The following is an 18,713-nucleotide window of genomic DNA, read 5'->3' on the forward strand; positions in this document are numbered from 1 at the left end:
AGGCTCATTAGCGGTGGACCAAAAAAGCCTTTTTCTGTAAGCTACAGCTTTAGTGTGTCCACTAAAAGCGCGCAGAATAATTCAGTGAAGAAGCGGGGTGACGTGTCCATACGTCACTCCGCTTTTTTACAACCTGCGATCGCCCTTTCAGGCTTTATTTACGGGAGGTCTTCTTGACTAAGCCAGCCATACTCGCCCTTGCTGATGGCAGCATTTTTCGCGGCGAAGCCATTGGAGCCGACGGTCAGACCGTTGGTGAGGTGGTGTTTAACACCGCAATGACCGGCTATCAGGAAATTCTTACCGATCCTTCCTACGCCCAGCAAATCGTTACCCTGACTTACCCGCACATCGGCAACACCGGTACCACGCCGGAAGATGCCGAGTCCGATCGTGTCTGGTCCGCCGGCCTGGTCATCCGTGACCTGCCGCTGGTAGCGAGCAACTGGCGTAACACGATGTCCCTGTCCGATTACCTGAAAGCCAACAACGTCGTGGCGATCGCCGGTATCGACACTCGCCGTCTGACCCGTATCCTGCGGGAGAAGGGCGCGCAAAACGGCTGCATCATGGCCGGCGACAATATCTCCGAAGAAGCCGCCATCGCTGCCGCCCAAGGGTTCCCGGGCCTCAAGGGCATGGACCTGGCGAAAGTCGTCAGCACCAAGACGCAGTACGAGTGGCGTTCCTCGGTCTGGAGCCTGAAGACCGACAGCCACCCAACGATCGAAGCGTCCGAGCTGCCGTATCACGTGGTGGCCTACGACTACGGCGTCAAGCTGAACATCCTGCGCATGCTGGTCGAGCGCGGTTGCCGCGTGACCGTGGTGCCGGCACAAACCCCGGCCGCCGACGTCCTGGCCCTCAAGCCCGACGGCGTGTTCCTGTCCAACGGCCCGGGCGACCCCGAGCCTTGCGACTACGCGATCCAGGCGATCCGGCAAGTGCTGGAAACCGAAATCCCGGTATTCGGCATCTGCCTGGGCCATCAACTGCTGGCCCTCGCCTCGGGCGCCAAGACCGTGAAGATGGGTCATGGCCACCACGGTGCCAACCACCCGGTGCAGGACCTGGATACCGGTGTCGTCATGATCACCAGCCAGAACCACGGTTTCGCCGTGGACGAAGCGACCCTGCCGGCCAACGTGCGGGCGATTCACAAGTCGCTGTTCGACGGCACGCTGCAAGGTATCGAGCGTACCGACAAGAGCGCGTTCAGCTTCCAGGGCCACCCTGAAGCGAGCCCGGGCCCGAACGACGTGGCTCCGCTGTTCGATCGCTTCATCAACGAGATGGCCAAGCGACGCTGACCGCGCGAAGCCTGAGGGCGGCCCCGAGCGCGGCGGCCCCCTTGGGCGCTTCAAAGATTGTTCGACGGCCTAGCCGACTGACCTGCGGATTTGAGTGACAAACCCATGCCAAAACGTACAGACATAAAAAGCATCCTGATTCTCGGCGCTGGCCCGATCGTGATCGGCCAGGCCTGCGAGTTCGACTACTCCGGCGCCCAGGCCTGCAAGGCCCTGCGCGAAGAGGGCTACCGCGTCATCCTGGTGAACTCCAACCCGGCCACCATCATGACCGACCCGGCCATGGCCGACGCCACCTACATCGAGCCGATCAAATGGCAGACCGTCGCCAAGATCATCGAGAAAGAGCGTCCTGACGCCCTGTTGCCGACCATGGGTGGCCAGACCGCGCTGAACTGCGCCCTGGACCTGGAGCGCGAAGGCGTCCTGGAAAAATTCGGTGTGGAAATGATCGGTGCCAACGCCGACACCATCGACAAGGCCGAAGACCGTTCGCGCTTCGACAAGGCAATGAAGGCCATCGGCCTGGAGTGCCCTCGCTCGGGCATCGCCCACAGCATGGAAGAGGCCAACGCGGTCCTCGAGAAGCTCGGCTTCCCTTGCATCATCCGTCCGTCCTTCACCATGGGCGGCACCGGTGGCGGTATCGCCTACAACCGCGAAGAGTTCGAAGAAATCTGCGCCCGTGGCCTGGACTTGTCGCCGACCAAGGAACTGCTGATCGACGAATCGCTGATCGGCTGGAAAGAGTACGAGATGGAAGTGGTCCGCGACAAAAAGGACAACTGCATCATCGTCTGCTCCATCGAGAACTTCGACCCGATGGGCGTGCACACCGGTGACTCGATCACCGTCGCGCCGGCCCAGACCCTGACGGACAAGGAATACCAGATCCTGCGTAACGCCTCCCTGGCGGTGCTGCGTGAGATCGGCGTGGAAACCGGCGGCTCCAACGTCCAGTTCGGTATCTGCCCGGACACCGGTCGCATGGTGGTCATCGAAATGAACCCGCGGGTATCCCGCTCGTCGGCCCTGGCCTCGAAAGCCACGGGTTTCCCGATCGCCAAGGTCGCGGCCAAGCTGGCCGTGGGCTACACCCTCGACGAACTGTCGAACGACATCACCGGCGGCAAGACCCCGGCGTCCTTCGAGCCGTCCATCGACTACGTCGTCACCAAGCTGCCGCGCTTTGCCTTCGAGAAGTTCGCCAAGGCCGATGCCCGCCTGACCACCCAGATGAAGTCGGTCGGTGAAGTCATGGCGATTGGCCGGACCTTCCAGGAGTCCCTGCAGAAAGCCCTTCGCGGCCTGGAAGTCGGTGTCTGCGGCCTCGATCCGAAGCTGGACCTGAGCCATCCGGACAGCATGAGCGAGCTCAAGCGCGAGCTGACCGTGCCAGGCGCCGAGCGCATCTGGTACGTGGCCGATGCCTTCCGTGCCGGCATGACCGTCGAGCAGATCTTCGGCATGAACATGATCGACCCTTGGTTCCTGGTGCAGATCGAAGACCTGATCAAGGACGAAGAAAAGGTCAAGACCCTGGGCATGTCCAGCATCGACCGCGACATGATGTTCCGCCTCAAGCGCAAGGGCTTCTCGGACCAGCGCCTGGCCAAGCTGCTCGGCGTGACCGAGAAGAGCCTGCGCGCCCATCGCCACAAGCTGGAAGTTTTCCCGGTCTACAAGCGCGTCGACACCTGCGCGGCCGAGTTCGCCACCGATACCGCGTACCTGTACTCCACGTACGAAGAAGAGTGCGAAGCCGCGCCTTCGACCCGCGACAAGATCATGATCCTGGGCGGTGGCCCTAACCGGATCGGCCAGGGCATCGAGTTCGACTACTGCTGCGTGCACGCTGCACTGGCCCTGCGCGATGACGGGTACGAGACCATCATGGTCAACTGCAACCCGGAAACCGTCTCCACCGACTACGACACCTCCGACCGCCTGTACTTCGAGCCAGTGACCCTGGAAGACGTGCTGGAAATCGTCCGCGTCGAGAAGCCCAAGGGCGTCATCGTCCAGTACGGCGGCCAGACCCCGCTGAAACTGGCGCGTGCCCTGGAAGCCGCCGGCGTACCGATCATCGGCACCAGCCCGGACGCGATCGACCGCGCCGAAGACCGTGAGCGCTTCCAGCAGATGGTCGAGCGCCTGAACCTGCGCCAGCCGCCAAACGCCACCGTGCGCAGCGAAGACGAAGCGATTCGTGCCGCCGCCAAGATCGGCTACCCGCTGGTGGTGCGTCCGTCCTACGTATTGGGCGGCCGTGCGATGGAAATCGTCTACCAGGAAGAAGAACTCAAGCGCTACCTGCGCGAAGCGGTCCAGGTGTCCAACGATAGCCCGGTGCTGCTGGACCACTTCCTCAACTGCGCCATCGAAATGGACGTGGATGCGGTCTGCGACGGCAAGGACGTGGTGATTGGCGCGATCATGCAGCACATCGAGCAGGCCGGTGTTCACTCCGGTGACTCCGCGTGCTCGCTGCCGCCTTACTCGCTGCCGGCCCACATCCAGGACGAGATGCGCGAGCAGGTCAAGAAAATGGCCCTGGAACTGGGTGTTGTCGGCTTGATGAACGTGCAGTTGGCGCTTCAGGGCGAAGACATCTACGTCATCGAGGTCAACCCGCGCGCTTCGCGTACCGTGCCGTTCGTCTCCAAGTGCATCGGTGTTTCCCTGGCCATGATCGCCGCGCGCGTCATGGCTGGCAAAACCCTGAAGGAACTGGGCTTCACCAAGGAAATCATCCCGAATTTCTACAGCGTGAAAGAGGCGGTGTTCCCGTTCGCCAAGTTCCCAGGTGTCGACCCGATCCTCGGCCCGGAAATGAAATCCACCGGTGAAGTGATGGGCGTCGGTGACACCTTCGGCGAAGCCTTCGCCAAGGCCCAGATGGGCGCCAGCGAAGTGCTGCCGACCGGTGGTACGGCGTTCATCAGCGTGCGTGATGACGACAAGCCACTGGTTGCAGGCGTGGCCCGTGATCTGATCAACTTGGGCTTCGAAGTGGTCGCCACTGCCGGTACTGCCAAGCTGATCGAGGCGGCAGGCCTGAAAGTGCGCCGCGTGAACAAGGTGACCGAGGGCCGTCCGCACGTGGTCGACATGATCAAGAATGACGAAGTCACGCTGATCATCAACACCACCGAGGGTCGCCAGTCGATCGCCGATTCCTACTCCATTCGTCGCAACGCCCTGCAGCACAAGATCTACTGCACCACGACCATTGCTGCGGGCGAAGCGATCTGCGAAGCGCTCAAGTTCGGTCCCGAGAAGACCGTGCGCCGCTTGCAGGATCTACATGCAGGATTGAAGGCATGAGCATAACCAAGTACCCGATGACCGTTCAGGGCGCCAAGGCCCTGGAAGAAGAACACGCTCACCTGACCAAGGTCGAGCGCCCGCGCTTGAGTCAGGCCATTGGTGAAGCGCGTGAGCTGGGGGATCTGAAGGAAAACGCCGAGTACCATGCCGCCCGTGAAGAGCAGGGCATGGTCGAGGCGCGGGTTCGCGATATCGAGGGTCGCCTGCAAAATGCGGTGATCATCGACGTCACGACCATTCCTCACACCGGCAAGGTGATCTTCGGCACCACCGTGGAAATCGCCAACGTCGAGACGGATGAAAGCGTTACCTACCAGATCGTGGGTGAGGATGAGGCTGACATCAAACTCGGCAAGATCTCTGTCGGTTCGCCTATTGCCCGCGCCTTGATTGCCAAGGAAGAGGGCGATGTGGTGGCGGTGAAGACACCTGGCGGTGTCATCGAGTATGAGATTGTCGAAGTCCGTCACGTCTGAGCGAAGGCGCCCGCTACGTGCCGGCGCCATGATCTGGCAGCTTGCCCAGATGTTGTGGGTGGGCGGCGTGTGGTTGTTGCACATCGGTTTGCTGCCGGTGCTGGGCCGAATCGGCCTGGCACCGCTGCTCATCGATGAAATCGCGAGTATGCTGACGGCACTGCTGGTGGGTTTTTGTGCAGTGTGCGTGACGGTTCAGGCTTTGGTGCTGGTTCAGGCCGAGGGCCTTGCCAGCCTATGGCGCGACATTCGTGGGCAATTGCTGCTCATGGCCTTGTACGCGTGCGGGATGTTCTTTGCCGTGCGGCTTGGCTGGCCGGATGCAAGCCAGTGGCAGGTCTTCAGTTACCTGGTGCTGGGGTTTTCCGGTTTGGTGCTGGTGCTGCAACCGGTTCCCGGGTGGAGCGGCAGGGTGCGCGAAGCACACCCTTGAGCCTTGGCATCACTTGAAGCGGTGAACGTTCGACAGTTGCTTGTTGACGCTGAAGTTCTTGCGATAAATCAGTGCCATCTTGCCGATGACCTGCACCAGGTCGGCCTTGCCGGTCTTGCACAGTTCAGCAACGGCAGCCAGGCGGGCTTCGCGGTCGAGGATATTGAGCTTGATCTTGATCAGCTCATGATCACCCAGTGCGCGTTCCAGCTCGGCGAGTACACCTTCAGTCAAACCGTTGTCAGCCACAGTCAAAACCGGTTTCAGATGGTGGCCAATGGATTTGTATTGTTTCTTCTGCTCTTGAGTGAGCGGCATAATCTGACCCCTGCGTCTGATCTTGTAAAAAAGCGGCGGCCAGTTTACCCGAGCGAGTCCGGGACCGCCCACTTAATCACGACCCGTTTTATTTTTAGAGGTGGCCCGTGGCCCGTTCCAAGACTAGCCAGAACTGGCTCAAAGAGCATTTCAACGATCCGTACGTCAAAATGGCGCAAAAGGACGGCTATCGCTCTCGTGCCAGCTATAAATTGCTGGAGATCCAGGAAAAGGATCGCCTGATCCGTCCCGGCATGACCGTGATCGACCTCGGCGCGGCGCCGGGCGGCTGGTCCCAGGTGACCAGTCGTCTGATTGGTGGCCAGGGGCGGTTGATCGCCTCCGACATCCTGGAAATGGACGGCATCCCTGACGTGACCTTCATTCAGGGCGATTTTACCGAAGACGCCGTATTGGCAAAAATCCTGGAGGCCGTCGGAAATACCGAGGTTGACCTTGTGATTTCCGATATGGCCCCCAATATGAGTGGATTGGCGGCTGTCGACATGCCTCGTGCAATGTTCCTCAGCGAGCTGGCCCTGGATCTTGCCGGGCGGGTTCTGCGTCCGGGTGGTGATTTTTTGATCAAGGTCTTCCAGGGTGAAGGCTTCGACGAATACCACAAGGGCATACGCAAGTTGTTCGACAAGGTGCAAATGCGCAAACCATTGTCGTCCCGTGACCGTTCGCGCGAGCAGTACCTGCTGGCGCGGGGGTTTCGCGGTATCGAAGGCGCTGCCAGCGATGAGCGTCTCTGACTGGGGCGATAGATTTTTTTGTCTCGCGTTGAAAACGCCGCGTAACGAAAATGATGCGGTCAAAGTTTCACAAAGGGTTACAGACGGCGCCTGCCAGAGTCGTAGGTAATGTAGTAAGTTAGGCCGGTGAATATCATGCGAAGCGCGCGCCAGTAGCGGAGCTTGCTTCAGAGGGTAGTTAATTGAACGATATGGCAAAGAATCTGATCCTGTGGTTGATCATCGCCGCTGTCCTTGTGACCGTGATGAACAACTTCTCCAGCCCTAACGAGCCGCAGACCCTCAACTATTCCGACTTCATCCAGCAGGTCAAGGATGGCAAGGTCGAGCGCGTAGCCGTTGATGGCTATGTGATTACCGGCAAGCGCACCGACGGCGACAGCTTCAAGACCATTCGTCCGGCGATCCAGGACAATGGCTTGATCGGCGACCTGGTGGACAACCATGTCGTGGTCGAAGGCAAGCAGCCTGAACAGCAAAGCATCTGGACCCAGCTGCTGGTCGCCAGCTTCCCGATCCTGGTGATCATCGCCGTGTTCATGTTCTTCATGCGCCAGATGCAGGGCGGTGGCGGTGGCAAGGGCGGGCCGATGAGCTTCGGCAAGAGCAAGGCCCGGCTGCTGTCCGAAGACCAGGTGAAAACCACCCTGGCCGACGTTGCCGGTTGCGACGAAGCCAAGGAAGAGGTTGGCGAGCTGGTCGAATTCCTGCGCGACCCGGGCAAGTTCCAACGCCTGGGCGGCCGTATCCCGCGTGGCGTGCTGATGGTGGGCCCGCCAGGTACCGGTAAGACCCTGCTGGCCAAGGCGATTGCCGGCGAGGCCAAGGTGCCGTTCTTCACGATTTCCGGTTCCGACTTCGTGGAAATGTTCGTGGGTGTCGGTGCAAGCCGTGTCCGTGACATGTTCGAGCAGGCCAAGAAGCATGCGCCGTGCATCATCTTCATCGACGAAATCGACGCGGTCGGTCGCCATCGTGGCGCCGGCATGGGCGGCGGTCACGACGAGCGCGAACAGACCCTCAACCAGTTGCTGGTGGAGATGGACGGTTTCGAAATGAACGATGGCATCATCGTGATTGCCGCCACCAACCGTCCCGACGTGCTGGACCCTGCGCTGTTGCGTCCAGGTCGCTTCGACCGTCAGGTCGTGGTGGGGTTGCCGGACATTCGTGGTCGTGAGCAGATTCTCAAGGTCCATATGCGCAAGGTGCCGATGGGTGACGACGTCGCTCCGGCCGTCATCGCCCGTGGTACGCCTGGCTTCTCCGGTGCCGACCTGGCCAACCTGGTCAACGAGGCCTCGCTGTTTGCCGCTCGTTCCGGCAAGCGCCTGGTGGAAATGAAGGAATTCGAACTGGCCAAGGACAAGATCATGATGGGCGCAGAGCGCAAATCCATGGTCATGTCCGAGAAGGAAAAGCAGAACACGGCCTACCACGAGGCGGGTCACGCCATCGTCGGTCGTGTGGTGCCCGAGCATGACCCGGTCTACAAGGTCTCGATCATTCCCCGTGGTCGTGCCCTGGGCGTGACCATGTTCCTGCCGGAAGAAGATCGTTACAGCCTGTCCAAGCGGGCGCTGATCAGCCAGATCTGTTCGCTGTACGGCGGTCGTATCGCCGAAGAGATGACATTGGGCTTTGACGGTGTGACCACTGGCGCCTCCAACGACATCATGCGTGCCAGCCAGATTGCCCGGAACATGGTGACCAAGTGGGGTCTGTCCGAGAAGCTGGGGCCGCTGATGTACGCTGAAGAAGAGGGCGAAGTGTTCCTCGGTCGTGGTGGCAGTGGCCAGCATGCAAGCTTTTCCGGCGAGACGGCCAAGCTGATCGACTCCGAAGTGCGCAGCATCATCGATCAGTGCTACGGCACCGCCAAGCAGATTCTCACGGACAACCGTGACAAGCTCGACGCCATGGCCGATGCACTGATGAAGTACGAAACCATCGATGCCGAGCAGATCGATGACATCATGGCGGGGCGCGTGCCTCGTGAGCCACGAGACTGGTCGGGAGGCACCGGTACTTCCGGTACGCCGCCGGCGGTCCAGGGCGAGCGTCCGGAAACACCGATTGGCGGTCCGGCTGCTGATGTATAAGGCGTGAAATGACTTCTGTTCAGTCCTCGACCCGGTTGCCTTGCGGCAACCGGGTTCTTGATTTGGCCCAGGCGCATGTCATGGGCATCCTCAATGTCACCCCTGATTCCTTTTCCGATGGTGGGCGATTCAGCCAGCTCGATGCTGCGTTGCGCCATGCCGAGGCCATGGTGCTTGCGGGCGCCACGCTGATCGATGTGGGCGGCGAATCGACCCGGCCGGGTGCGCGGGCTGTCTCGCCTACCGAGGAGCTGGAACGAGTGGCGCCGATTGTCGAGCGCATCCACCGTGAGCTCGATGTCATTATCTCGGTCGATACGTCCACGCCGGCGGTCATGCGTGAGACGGCGCGGTTGGGCGCTGGCCTGATCAACGATGTGCGGTCGCTGCAGCGCGATGGCGCCCTGGATGCGGCGGCGGCCACCGGCCTGCCGGTTTGCCTGATGCATATGCTCGGCGAGCCCGGCACCATGCAGAACGACCCGCATTATGATGATGTGACCCGCGAGGTGAGTGAGTTCCTGGCCCAGCGCATGAGCCAATGCGCCGCCGTGGGCATCCCTGCCGAGAAAATCATCCTTGATCCCGGGTTTGGCTTTGCCAAGACACTGGATCACAATCTGAGCCTGTTCAAGCATATGCAGGCATTGCACGCGCTCGGGCGGCCCCTGTTGGTTGGGGTTTCACGAAAGAGCATGATAGGCAATGCATTGGGGCGTCCGGTGGGAGAGCGCCTGTATGGCGGTCTTGCACTGGCTGCCTTGGCCCTGACCAAGGGCGCGCGGATATTGCGCGTCCATGACGTGGCCGAAACGATGGATGTTGTACGGATGATCGCAGCTGTGGATTCAGCCGAATAAGAATGACGGAGCACTTATGAGCAAAAAATATTTTGGCACCGACGGTATTCGTGGTCGGGTCGGCGAATATCCGATTACTCCGGATTTCATGCTCAAGCTCGGCTGGGCTGCCGGCATGGCGTTCCGCAAGATGGGCGCCTGCAAGGTGTTGGTTGGCAAGGACACGCGTATTTCCGGCTACATGTTCGAATCGGCGCTCGAAGCTGGCCTGACCTCGGCGGGTGCCGATGTGATGCTGCTGGGGCCGATGCCGACGCCAGCCATCGCCTACCTGACGCGTACGTTCCAGGCGCAGGCCGGGATCGTGATCAGTGCTTCGCACAACCCGCATGACGATAACGGCATCAAGTTCTTCTCCGGCCAGGGCACCAAGTTGCCGGATGACATCGAGCTGATGATCGAAGAACTGCTGGACACACCGATGACGGTGGTTGAGTCGAGCAAGATCGGCAAGGTGTCGCGGATCAACGACGCATCGGGTCGCTACATCGAATTCTGTAAAGGCAGTGTGCCGACCGGCACCAGTTTTGCCGGCCTGAAAATCGTCGTCGACTGCGCTCACGGGGCCACCTATAAAGTCGCGCCGAGTGTATTCCGAGAGTTGGGTGCTGAAGTGGTGGTGCTTTCCGCCCAGCCCAATGGCCTGAACATCAACCACAACTGTGGTTCCACCCATACCGAGGCGTTGCAGGCTGCGGTGCTGGCCGAGCAGGCTGATCTCGGTATCGCCTTCGACGGCGATGGTGACCGGGTACTGATGGTCGATCACACCGGTACGGTGGTCGATGGTGACGAGTTGTTGTTCATCATCGCCCGCGACCTGCACGGGCGCGGCAAGCTGCAGGGCGGCGTCGTCGGTACATTAATGAGCAATCTCGGCCTCGAACTGGCGCTGGCGGACCTGGATATCCCGTTCGTGCGGGCCAACGTGGGCGATCGTTATGTGATCTCGGAGCTGCTGGAACGCAACTGGGTGATCGGTGGCGAGAATTCCGGGCACATCGTGTGCTTCGACCACACCACCACCGGTGATGCGATCATCGCGGCCTTGCAGGTGCTGATGGCACTCAAGGCGCGGGATGAAGGGCTCGCACAGTCGCGCCAGGCGTTGCGCAAGTGTCCGCAGGTGCTGATCAACGTGCGTTTCGGTGGCGGCGCCAATCCGATCGAGCACGCGACGGTCAAGCAGGCCAGCGAGCGCGTGACACAGGCGATGGCGGGGCGTGGGCGGGTGTTGCTGCGCAAGTCCGGTACAGAGCCTTTGGTGCGTGTGATGGTCGAGGGCGAGGACGAAGCACAGGTTCGAGGCTATGCCGAAGAGCTGGCAAAACTGGTTACTGAAGTTTCTGCCTGAATTCGGCTTGCCAGCCATGAATCGGTTGGGTAACATCTGCGCCCACTTTGACCGACGAGGTACAGCATGCGTCGCCCTATGGTAGCTGGTAACTGGAAGATGCACGGTACCCGCGCCAGCGTCGCTGAGCTGATCAATGGCCTTCGTCATCTGGCCTTGCCAAGCGGTGTTGACGTCGCGGTATTCCCGCCTTGCTTGTATATCAATCAAGTGATTGATGGCTTGAAAGGCAAGTCGATTTCGGTCGGCGCGCAGAACTCTGCGGTGGAATCCATGCAAGGTGCGTTGACCGGTGAGGTTGCGCCGAGTCAGCTGGTGGATGCAGGTTGTACCCTGGTCCTGGTCGGACACTCCGAGCGTCGCCTGATCATGGGCGAGCAGGACAAGACCCTGATTCGCAAGTTTGCAGCGGCCCAGGCGTGTGGTCTGACTCCGGTGTTGTGTGTAGGGGAAACCCTCGAGCAGCGTGAAGCCGGCAAGACCCTTGAAGTTGTCGGGCGTCAGCTGGGCAGCATCATCGAAGACCTGGGTGTCGGCGCCTTTGCAAAGGCAGTCATCGCTTACGAGCCGGTCTGGGCCATTGGCACCGGACTGACGGCTTCGCCGCAACAGGCGCAGGATGTGCACGCAGCCATCCGCGCGCAGTTGGCGGCAGAGAATTCTGAAGTGGCGCGAGGTGCGCGACTTCTATACGGCGGCAGCGTGAAGGCGGCCAATGCGGTCGAACTGTTCGGCATGCCGGATATCGATGGGGGGCTCATTGGTGGAGCGTCCCTGAATGCAGATGAGTTCGGTGCGATCTGTCGCGCCGCGGGAAACTGAAAAAATGCTGGAAACAGTCGTAGTCGTTTTTCATCTGCTGGGTGCACTGGGTGTAGTAGCCCTCGTATTGCTGCAGCAGGGTAAAGGTGCGGATGCTGGCGCGTCTTTCGGTGCAGGTGCTTCAAATACTGTGTTCGGAAGCCAAGGTTCCTCTACCTTTCTTAGTAAGTTTACTGCTATACTTGCCGCCGGTTTCTTCATGACCAGCTTGGGGTTAGGTTACTTTGCTAAAGAGAAAGCTCATGAGCTGACTCAAGTAGGTTTGCCAAACCCAGCGGTACTGGAGACACCTAAGCAACAACCGGCTTCTGATGATGTCCCGGTGCTTCAAGAGCAAAAGTCGGCCAATCCGGCGACTGACGTGCCTCCAGCTCAAGAGCAGAAGTAAGAAGGTTTCAAACGCTGTATTGCCGAGGTGGTGGAATTGGTAGACACGCAACCTTGAGGTGGTTGTGCCCATAGGGTGTAGGGGTTCGAGTCCCCTTCTCGGTACCAATTATCAGGAGAGCCCGCAATTGCGGGCTTTCTTGTAGGTGGAAGGGTTACATTGACCCTGTAATGGATCGGTCGTATACTTCCGCCCCAGCTTTGTCGCGGGATGGAGCAGTCTGGTAGCTCGTCGGGCTCATAACCCGAAGGTCGTCGGTTCAAATCCGGCTCCCGCAACCAGTTTCAGAGGCCCCTTCCAAGGGGCTTTTTGTTAGCTGGACACTTTATAGCGCCGTTGCTTGACGGCGTTTCAGGGATGGGCGATTCGCCCATTTTTTTTTATTTGCACAGCATGCACAAACATGCACGAGGGGGTTCAGGTGTCGAGCAAGCTAGAACAGTTGCAGGCCTTGTTGGCCCCGGTGGTCGTGGCCCTTGGCTATGAATGCTGGGGTATTGAGTTTTCGGCTCAAGGTCGCCACTCACTGTTGCGCGTTTATATCGATAAGGAAGGCGGCGTGTTGGTGGACGATTGCGCCATCGTCAGCCGTCAGATCAGCGGTGTACTGGATGTTGAAGATCCAATCGCCTCCGAATATACCCTTGAAGTTTCCTCGCCTGGCATGGAACGCCCGCTGTTCACCCTTGAACAGTTTGCTTCGTTTGCCGGTGAACAAGTGAAGATCAGGCTGCGTTCGCCTTTCGAAGGTCGACGCAACTTCCAAGGCCTTCTGCGCGGTATAGAAGAACAGGATGTCGTGGTGCAGGTAGATGACCATGAGTTCCTGTTGCCGATCGATATGATCGACAAGGCCAACATTATTCCCAGTTTTGACTGATACGTGCCAGATACTGCGGATCCCGCGGATCCAATGGCTTGCGAAAGGCGAGGCGTACGATGAGCAAAGAAGTACTGCTGGTTGTTGAGTCGGTATCCAATGAAAAGGGCGTACCGGCTAACGTGATTTTTGAAGCGCTGGAGCTGGCCCTGGCCACTGCTACCAAGAAGCGGTTTGAAGACGAAGTTGATTTGCGTGTGGAGATCAATCGCCACACGGGTGCCTACGAGACATTCCGTCGCTGGACGGTCGTCGAGGAAGCCGACCTGGACGATCCCGCTATCGAAACCTGGCCGAGCAAGGTTGCGCAAACGCATCCGGGTGCCAAGGTCGGTGATGTCGTCGAAGAGAAGATCGAGTCCATCGAGTTCGGCCGCATTGCTGCACAGACCGCCAAGCAGGTCATCGTGCAAAAGGTTCGCGAGGCCGAGCGTGCACAGGTGGTCGACGCTTACCGCGAGCGCCTCGGGGAAATCATCTCCGGCACCGTGAAAAAAGTTACCCGCGACAACGTGATCGTCGACCTGGGCAACAACGCCGAAGCGTTGCTGGCCCGTGAAGACATTATTTCCCGCGAAACTTTCCGTGTCGGCGTGCGCCTGCGTGCGCTGCTCAAGGAAATCCGCACCGAGAACCGCGGCCCGCAGTTGATCCTGTCGCGTACAGCGCCGGAAATGCTGATCGAGTTGTTCCGCATCGAAGTGCCGGAAATTGCCGAAGGCCTGATCGAAGTCATGGCCGCCTCCCGTGATCCGGGTTCGCGCGCCAAGATCGCGGTCCGCTCCAAGGACAAGCGCATCGACCCGCAAGGCGCCTGCATCGGCATGCGCGGTTCGCGTGTCCAGGCCGTATCCGGCGAGTTGGGCGGCGAGCGTGTGGACATCGTCCTGTGGGACGATAACCCGGCTCAGTTCGTGATCAATGCCATGTCGCCTGCTGAAGTGGCGGCAATTATCGTCGACGAAGATGCCCATGCCATGGACATCGCCGTTGGCGCAGACAATCTGGCTCAGGCCATTGGTCGCGGCGGTCAGAACGTGCGTCTGGCGAGCCAGTTGACTGGCTGGACCCTGAACGTGATGACCGAATCGGACATCCAGGCTAAGCAGCAAGCTGAAACCGGCGACATCCTGCGCAACTTCATCGAAGAGCTTGAAGTCGATGAAGAGCTGGCACAGGTGCTGGTGGATGAAGGCTTTACCAGCCTGGAAGAGATTGCCTACGTACCGGTGGAGGAGATGCTCAACATCGACGGCTTTGACGAGGAAATCGTCAACGAGCTTCGCGCTCGGGCCAAGGATCGCTTGTTGACCAAAGCCATCGCTACTGAGGAAAAGCTGGCAGACGCCCATCCGGCCGAAGACCTGCTCTCGCTTGAGGGCATGGACAAGGATTTGGCGATGGAACTGGCGGTGCGCGGCGTAATTACCCGCGAAGACCTGGCCGAGCAGTCTATTGACGACCTGCTCGACATCGACGGCATTGACGATGATCGTGCCGGCAAGTTGATCATGGCCGCCCGAGCCCACTGGTTCGAGTAATAGGCGCGGCCTGAGGAGAGAAGTGCATGACGCAAGTCACGGTGAAACAACTGGCCGATGAGGTCAAAACACCGGTAGAGCGCCTGTTGCAGCAGATGCGTGAGGCAGGTCTGCCGCACACCGCCGCCGAGGAACATGTGACCGACAGTGAGAAGCAATCCCTGCTGACTCACTTGAAGAGCAGTCACAAGGCTAAAGTGGAAGAACCACGCAAGATCACTCTGCAGCGTAAGACCACCAGCACCCTGCGTGTTGCCGGTAGCAAAAGCATCAGTGTCGAAGTACGCAAGAAGAAAGTCTTCGTACAGCGTAGCCCGGAAGAAATCGAAGCCGAGCGCAAGCGCGAGCTGGAAGAACGTCGCGCAGTAGAAAATGCTGCCCGCCAGAAGGCTGAAGAAGAAGCCAAGCGTCGCGCCGAAGAAGAAGCGCGTCGCCAGCCTGCTGCTGCGCAACCGGAGCCGGTCGAAGCCGTTGCGGCACCTGCCCCGGCGGCCGAACCTGTGCGTGAAAGCGCGCCGGTCGTTGCGCCTGCTCCAGCACCTGCGGCCGATACCCGCAAGCGCGACGAACAGCGTCGTCCCGACAAACCACGTGCCGACGACAACCGTCGTGGCGGTGGCGGTGGTGATGGCGAGCGCAAGAACGCGCCTCACCGTGCCTCGGTCAAGGAAAAGGCGCCGGCACCTCGTGTTGCGCCACGTACCACCGACGAAGAAAGCGATGGCTTCCGTCGCGGCGGTCGCGGCAAGGCCAAGCTGAAGAAACGCAACGCCCACGGTTTCCAGAGCCCGACCGGCCCTGTCGTGCGTGAAGTGAAGATCGGCGAGACCATCACCGTGGGCGACCTGGCCCAGCAGATGTCGGTCAAGGCTGCTGAAATCATCAAGTTCATGTTCAAGCTGGGTACCCCGGCCACCATCAACCAGGTACTGGACCAGGAAACTGCCCAGCTGGTTGCTGAAGAACTGGGCCACAAAGTGACCCTGGTCAGCGACACCGCCCTGGAAGATTCCCTGGCCGAGTCCCTGAAGTTCGAAGGTGAAGCGGTTCCACGTGCGCCGGTCGTGACTGTCATGGGTCACGTTGACCACGGTAAGACCTCGCTGCTCGACTACATCCGTCGTGCCAAGGTAGCTGCGGGCGAAGCCGGCGGCATCACCCAGCACATCGGTGCGTACCACGTTGAAACCGAACGCGGCATGGTCACCTTCCTCGACACCCCGGGTCACGCCGCGTTTACCGCAATGCGTGCCCGTGGTGCCAAGGCGACCGACATCGTGATCCTGGTGGTCGCGGCGGACGACGGCGTGATGCCGCAAACCATCGAAGCCGTTCAGCATGCCCAGGCTGCTGGCGTACCGCTGGTGGTTGCGGTGAACAAGATCGACAAGCCGGGTGCTGACCTGGATCGCATCCGTAGCGAATTGTCGGCTCACGGCGTGACCTCCGAAGAGTGGGGCGGCGACACCCCGTTCGTACCGGTTTCGGCGAAGATGGGTACCGGCGTCGACGAATTGCTCGAAGCGGTATTGCTGCAGGCCGAAGTGCTCGAACTGACCGCCACTCCATCGGCCCCTGGCCGTGGTGTGGTAGTTGAATCGCGCCTGGACAAGGGCCGCGGTCCGGTGGCGACGGTCCTGGTTCAGGACGGTACGCTGCGTCAGGGCGACATGGTGCTGGTTGGTTCGAACTATGGCCGCGTGCGCGCCATGCTCGACGAGAACGGCAAGCCCATCAAGGAAGCCGGTCCGGCTATCCCGGTCGAGATCCTCGGCCTGGACGGCACCCCGGACGCTGGCGACGAGATGAGCGTTGTGGCTGACGAGAAGAAGGCCCGTGAAGTCGCGCTGTTCCGTCAAGGCAAGTTCCGCGAAGTCAAACTGGCTCGCGCACATGCCGGCAAGCTGGAAAACATCTTCGAGAACATGGGCCAGGAAGAGAAGAAGACGCTCAACATCGTCCTCAAATCCGACGTCCGTGGTTCCCTGGAAGCCTTGCAAGGCGCTCTCAACGGCCTGGGCAACGACGAAGTGCAAGTGCGCGTGGTCGGCGGCGGTGTCGGTGGTATCACCGAGTCCGATGCCAACCTGGCCCTGGCTTCCAACGCGGTACTGTTCGGCTTCAACGTGCGTGCCGATGCCGGCGCGCGCAAGATCGTCGAGCAGGAAGGTCTGGATATGCGTTACTACAACGTGATCTACGACATCATCGAAGACGTCAAGAAAGCCCTGACCGGTATGCTGGGCAGCGACGTGCGGGAGAACATCCTGGGCGTGGCCGAAGTTCGCGACGTGTTCCGTTCGCCGAAGTTTGGTGCCATCGCCGGTTGCATGGTGATCGAGGGTGTCGTTCACCGTAACCGTCCGATCCGTGTACTGCGTGAAGACATCGTGATCTTCGAAGGCGAGCTGGAATCGCTGCGTCGCTTCAAGGATGACGCTTCCGAAGTCCGTGCCGGCATGGAGTGCGGTATTGGCGTCAAGAGCTACAACGACGTCAAGGTCGGCGACAAGATCGAAGTCTTCGAGAAGGTCCAGGTTGCTCGCAGCCTCTGACTCGCGTACTTCAAGAGCCGCAACGGGCAGCCGCATGAACATGCGCTGCCGCGCTGGCGGACTCTAAACGCAACGCCCGGTCTGGCTTTCGCCAGGCCGGGCGTTTGCCGCTTTCAGACCTTGCGGGTTTCCCGTAGGGCAGTAACAGGTAACAAGACATGGCAAAAGAATACAGCCGTACCCAACGAATCGGCGATCAGATGCAGCGCGAGCTGGCCCAGTTGATCCGCCGCGAAGTCAAGGACCCGCGTGTCGGCCTGGTCACCATTACCGCAGTGGAAGTCAGCCGTGACGTCGGTCATGCGAAGATTTTCATTACCGTGATGGGCCAGGACGGTGCCGAGGAAATCGCCCAGAGCATCAAGGTGCTCAACTCCGCCGCTGGTTTCCTGCGCATGCAGTTGGCCCGTGAAATGAAGCTGCGCAGCGTTCCACAGTTGCACTTCCACTACGACGAAAGCGTCGTGCGGGGCGCGCACCTGTCGGCGCTGATCGAACGCGCGGTGGCTGAAGACAGCCAGCACGCGGCTGAACCCGAAGACTCCAAGGAGTAATCGGTGGCCCAGGTCAAACGTATCCGCCGCAACGTCAGCGGCATCATCCTGCTCGACAAGCCGCTGGGGTTTACCTCCAATGCGGCACTGCAGAAGGTTCGCTGGTTGCTCAACGCCGAGAAGGCCGGGCACACCGGCAGCCTCGACCCACTGGCCACCGGCGTGCTGCCGCTGTGCTTTGGCGAGGCGACCAAGTTCTCCCAGTACCTGCTCGATTCCGACAAGGGTTATGAAACTCTGGCGCAATTGGGCAAGACCACCACCACCGCGGATGCCGAAGGTGAGGTTCTGCGCGAGCGTCCGGTGACCGTTGGTCAGGCTGATATCGAAGCTGTGCTGCCAGGTTTTCGTGGGCAAATCAGTCAGATACCGCCGATGTACTCCGCCTTGAAGCGTGATGGGCAACCGTTGTACAAACTGGCCCGTGCAGGCGAAGTAGTGGAGCGCGAACCGCGTTCTGTTACTATTGCGCGCTTGGAATTGCTGGCCTTCGACGGTAATACTGCGCGGCTGGCCGTGGATTGCAGCAAAGGCACCTATATCCGCACGCTGGTCGAGGATATTGGCGAGCAATTGGGCTGTGGTGCGTACGTGGCAGAGCTTCGGCGGACCCAGGCCGGTCCTTTCACGCTGGCCCAGACGGTCACGCTGGAAGAGCTCGAGGCCGTGCATGCCGAAGGCGGCAACGAAGCGGTCGACCGCTTCCTGATGCCATCGGACAGCGGTCTGCTGGATTGGCCGCTGCTGCAGTTCTCGGAACACAGTGCGTTCTACTGGCTCAACGGCCAGCCAGTACGTGCCCCGGATGCGCCGAAGTTCGGCATGGTCCGGGTACAGGATCACAACGGTCGCTTCATCGGTATCGGTGAAGTGAGCGAAGACGGGCGCATTGCGCCGCGTCGATTGATTCGGTCGGAATGACCGGAACCCGCCTGGGTAACAGCAGGCGGGCGAGTGTGGCTGTTAACAGGCACGGTCACGACTCATTTATAGATACAGGGATTTGTCCCTGGCCTGTTGGTACGGTTTCCC

Annotated in this window: 16 protein-coding genes and 2 tRNA genes; 17 read left to right on the forward strand and 1 reads right to left on the reverse strand. The window is 60.2% G+C overall.

Annotated features, from left to right (window positions below):
- The first annotated feature begins 173 nt into the window (after positions 1-173).
- From carA to KI241_RS03805, 4 genes are all read left to right on the forward strand, one after another.
- Positions 174-1,310 (forward strand): glutamine-hydrolyzing carbamoyl-phosphate synthase small subunit, encoded by a 1,137-nt coding sequence (gene carA, locus KI241_RS03790; protein WP_042728697.1) that lies wholly within the window; start codon positions 174-176, stop codon positions 1,308-1,310.
- A 105-nt stretch (positions 1,311-1,415) separates the two neighbouring features.
- The gene (gene carB / locus KI241_RS03795) at positions 1,416-4,637 is read left to right on the forward strand and encodes a carbamoyl-phosphate synthase large subunit (protein WP_042728698.1); all 3,222 of its coding nucleotides are present in this window, start codon (positions 1,416-1,418) and stop codon (positions 4,635-4,637) included.
- A 2-nt stretch (positions 4,638-4,639) separates the two neighbouring features.
- The gene (gene greA, locus KI241_RS03800; protein WP_042728715.1) at positions 4,640-5,116 is read left to right on the forward strand and encodes a transcription elongation factor GreA; all 477 of its coding nucleotides are present in this window, start codon (positions 4,640-4,642) and stop codon (positions 5,114-5,116) included.
- Positions 5,117-5,144: 28 nt separating this feature from the next.
- Positions 5,145-5,549 (forward strand): hypothetical protein, encoded by a 405-nt coding sequence (locus KI241_RS03805; RefSeq protein WP_042728699.1) that lies wholly within the window; start codon positions 5,145-5,147, stop codon positions 5,547-5,549.
- A gap of 9 nt (positions 5,550-5,558) precedes the next feature.
- Here the strand turns inward: KI241_RS03805 and KI241_RS03810 are convergent, their stop codons facing one another.
- Complete coding sequence (locus KI241_RS03810) at positions 5,559-5,867, reverse strand: YhbY family RNA-binding protein (RefSeq protein ID WP_003177852.1); 309 nt, start codon at positions 5,865-5,867, stop codon at positions 5,559-5,561.
- 107 nt (positions 5,868-5,974) lie between these two features.
- Here KI241_RS03810 and rlmE point away from each other — a divergent pair, with 107 nt between their 5' ends.
- From rlmE to truB, 13 genes are all read left to right on the forward strand, one after another.
- A complete protein-coding gene (gene rlmE / locus KI241_RS03815) occupies positions 5,975-6,625 on the forward strand; it encodes a 23S rRNA (uridine(2552)-2'-O)-methyltransferase RlmE (RefSeq protein WP_039592319.1) in 651 nt (216 codons plus the stop codon).
- A gap of 191 nt (positions 6,626-6,816) precedes the next feature.
- A complete protein-coding gene (gene ftsH / locus KI241_RS03820) occupies positions 6,817-8,727 on the forward strand; it encodes an ATP-dependent zinc metalloprotease FtsH (RefSeq protein WP_047738366.1) in 1,911 nt (636 codons plus the stop codon).
- Positions 8,728-8,735: 8 nt separating this feature from the next.
- Entirely contained in the window at positions 8,736-9,587 is an 852-nt protein-coding gene (folP, locus tag KI241_RS03825) for a dihydropteroate synthase (RefSeq protein ID WP_053145625.1), read from the forward strand.
- A gap of 16 nt (positions 9,588-9,603) precedes the next feature.
- A complete protein-coding gene (gene glmM, locus KI241_RS03830) occupies positions 9,604-10,941 on the forward strand; it encodes a phosphoglucosamine mutase (RefSeq protein WP_042728702.1) in 1,338 nt (445 codons plus the stop codon).
- A gap of 66 nt (positions 10,942-11,007) precedes the next feature.
- Positions 11,008-11,763: a triose-phosphate isomerase gene (gene tpiA, locus KI241_RS03835; protein ID WP_042728703.1), complete on the forward strand. Its 756-nt coding sequence runs from the start codon at positions 11,008-11,010 to the stop codon at positions 11,761-11,763.
- Positions 11,764-11,767: 4 nt separating this feature from the next.
- A complete protein-coding gene (secG, locus tag KI241_RS03840; RefSeq protein ID WP_080964337.1) occupies positions 11,768-12,151 on the forward strand; it encodes a preprotein translocase subunit SecG in 384 nt (127 codons plus the stop codon).
- 21 nt (positions 12,152-12,172) lie between these two features.
- Positions 12,173-12,258 (forward strand) — tRNA-Leu (locus tag KI241_RS03845).
- A 97-nt stretch (positions 12,259-12,355) separates the two neighbouring features.
- Positions 12,356-12,432, forward strand: a tRNA-Met gene (locus tag KI241_RS03850).
- A 140-nt stretch (positions 12,433-12,572) separates the two neighbouring features.
- Positions 12,573-13,031, forward strand: a complete 459-nt coding sequence (rimP, locus tag KI241_RS03855; RefSeq protein WP_042728716.1) for a ribosome maturation factor RimP — start codon at positions 12,573-12,575, stop codon at positions 13,029-13,031.
- A gap of 59 nt (positions 13,032-13,090) precedes the next feature.
- A complete protein-coding gene (gene nusA / locus KI241_RS03860) occupies positions 13,091-14,572 on the forward strand; it encodes a transcription termination factor NusA (protein ID WP_042728705.1) in 1,482 nt (493 codons plus the stop codon).
- 26 nt (positions 14,573-14,598) lie between these two features.
- Positions 14,599-17,127 (forward strand): translation initiation factor IF-2, encoded by a 2,529-nt coding sequence (infB, locus tag KI241_RS03865; protein ID WP_042728706.1) that lies wholly within the window; start codon positions 14,599-14,601, stop codon positions 17,125-17,127.
- Between the two features lie 158 nt (positions 17,128-17,285).
- Positions 17,286-17,681 (forward strand): 30S ribosome-binding factor RbfA, encoded by a 396-nt coding sequence (rbfA, locus tag KI241_RS03870; protein WP_042728707.1) that lies wholly within the window; start codon positions 17,286-17,288, stop codon positions 17,679-17,681.
- 3 nt (positions 17,682-17,684) lie between these two features.
- Positions 17,685-18,602, forward strand: a complete 918-nt coding sequence (truB, locus tag KI241_RS03875) for a tRNA pseudouridine(55) synthase TruB (protein WP_024779941.1) — start codon at positions 17,685-17,687, stop codon at positions 18,600-18,602.
- The last annotated feature ends 111 nt before the right edge of the window (positions 18,603-18,713 follow it).

It is taken from the genome of Pseudomonas sp. Cab53, from assembly GCF_018325965.1.
GTDB lineage: Bacteria > Pseudomonadota > Gammaproteobacteria > Pseudomonadales > Pseudomonadaceae > Aquipseudomonas > Aquipseudomonas chlororaphis_E.

What these genes read in the sequence shown, in the direction of transcription:
- rbfA (WP_042728707.1), top strand. Translation starts at nt 17,286, where the DNA reads ATGGCAAAAGAATACAGCCGTACCCAACGAATCGGCGATCAGATGCAG.
- glmM (WP_042728702.1), top strand. Translation starts at nt 9,604, where the DNA reads ATGAGCAAAAAATATTTTGGCACCGACGGTATTCGTGGTCGGGTCGGC.
- KI241_RS03810 (WP_003177852.1), bottom strand. Translation starts at nt 5,867, where the DNA reads ATGCCGCTCACTCAAGAGCAGAAGAAACAATACAAATCCATTGGCCAC.
- folP (WP_053145625.1), top strand. Translation starts at nt 8,736, where the DNA reads ATGACTTCTGTTCAGTCCTCGACCCGGTTGCCTTGCGGCAACCGGGTT.
- ftsH (WP_047738366.1), top strand. Translation starts at nt 6,817, where the DNA reads ATGGCAAAGAATCTGATCCTGTGGTTGATCATCGCCGCTGTCCTTGTG.
- infB (WP_042728706.1), top strand. Translation starts at nt 14,599, where the DNA reads ATGACGCAAGTCACGGTGAAACAACTGGCCGATGAGGTCAAAACACCG.
- carB (WP_042728698.1), top strand. Translation starts at nt 1,416, where the DNA reads ATGCCAAAACGTACAGACATAAAAAGCATCCTGATTCTCGGCGCTGGC.
- secG (WP_080964337.1), top strand. Translation starts at nt 11,768, where the DNA reads ATGCTGGAAACAGTCGTAGTCGTTTTTCATCTGCTGGGTGCACTGGGT.
- KI241_RS03805 (WP_042728699.1), top strand. Translation starts at nt 5,145, where the DNA reads ATGATCTGGCAGCTTGCCCAGATGTTGTGGGTGGGCGGCGTGTGGTTG.
- tpiA (WP_042728703.1), top strand. Translation starts at nt 11,008, where the DNA reads ATGCGTCGCCCTATGGTAGCTGGTAACTGGAAGATGCACGGTACCCGC.
- nusA (WP_042728705.1), top strand. Translation starts at nt 13,091, where the DNA reads ATGAGCAAAGAAGTACTGCTGGTTGTTGAGTCGGTATCCAATGAAAAG.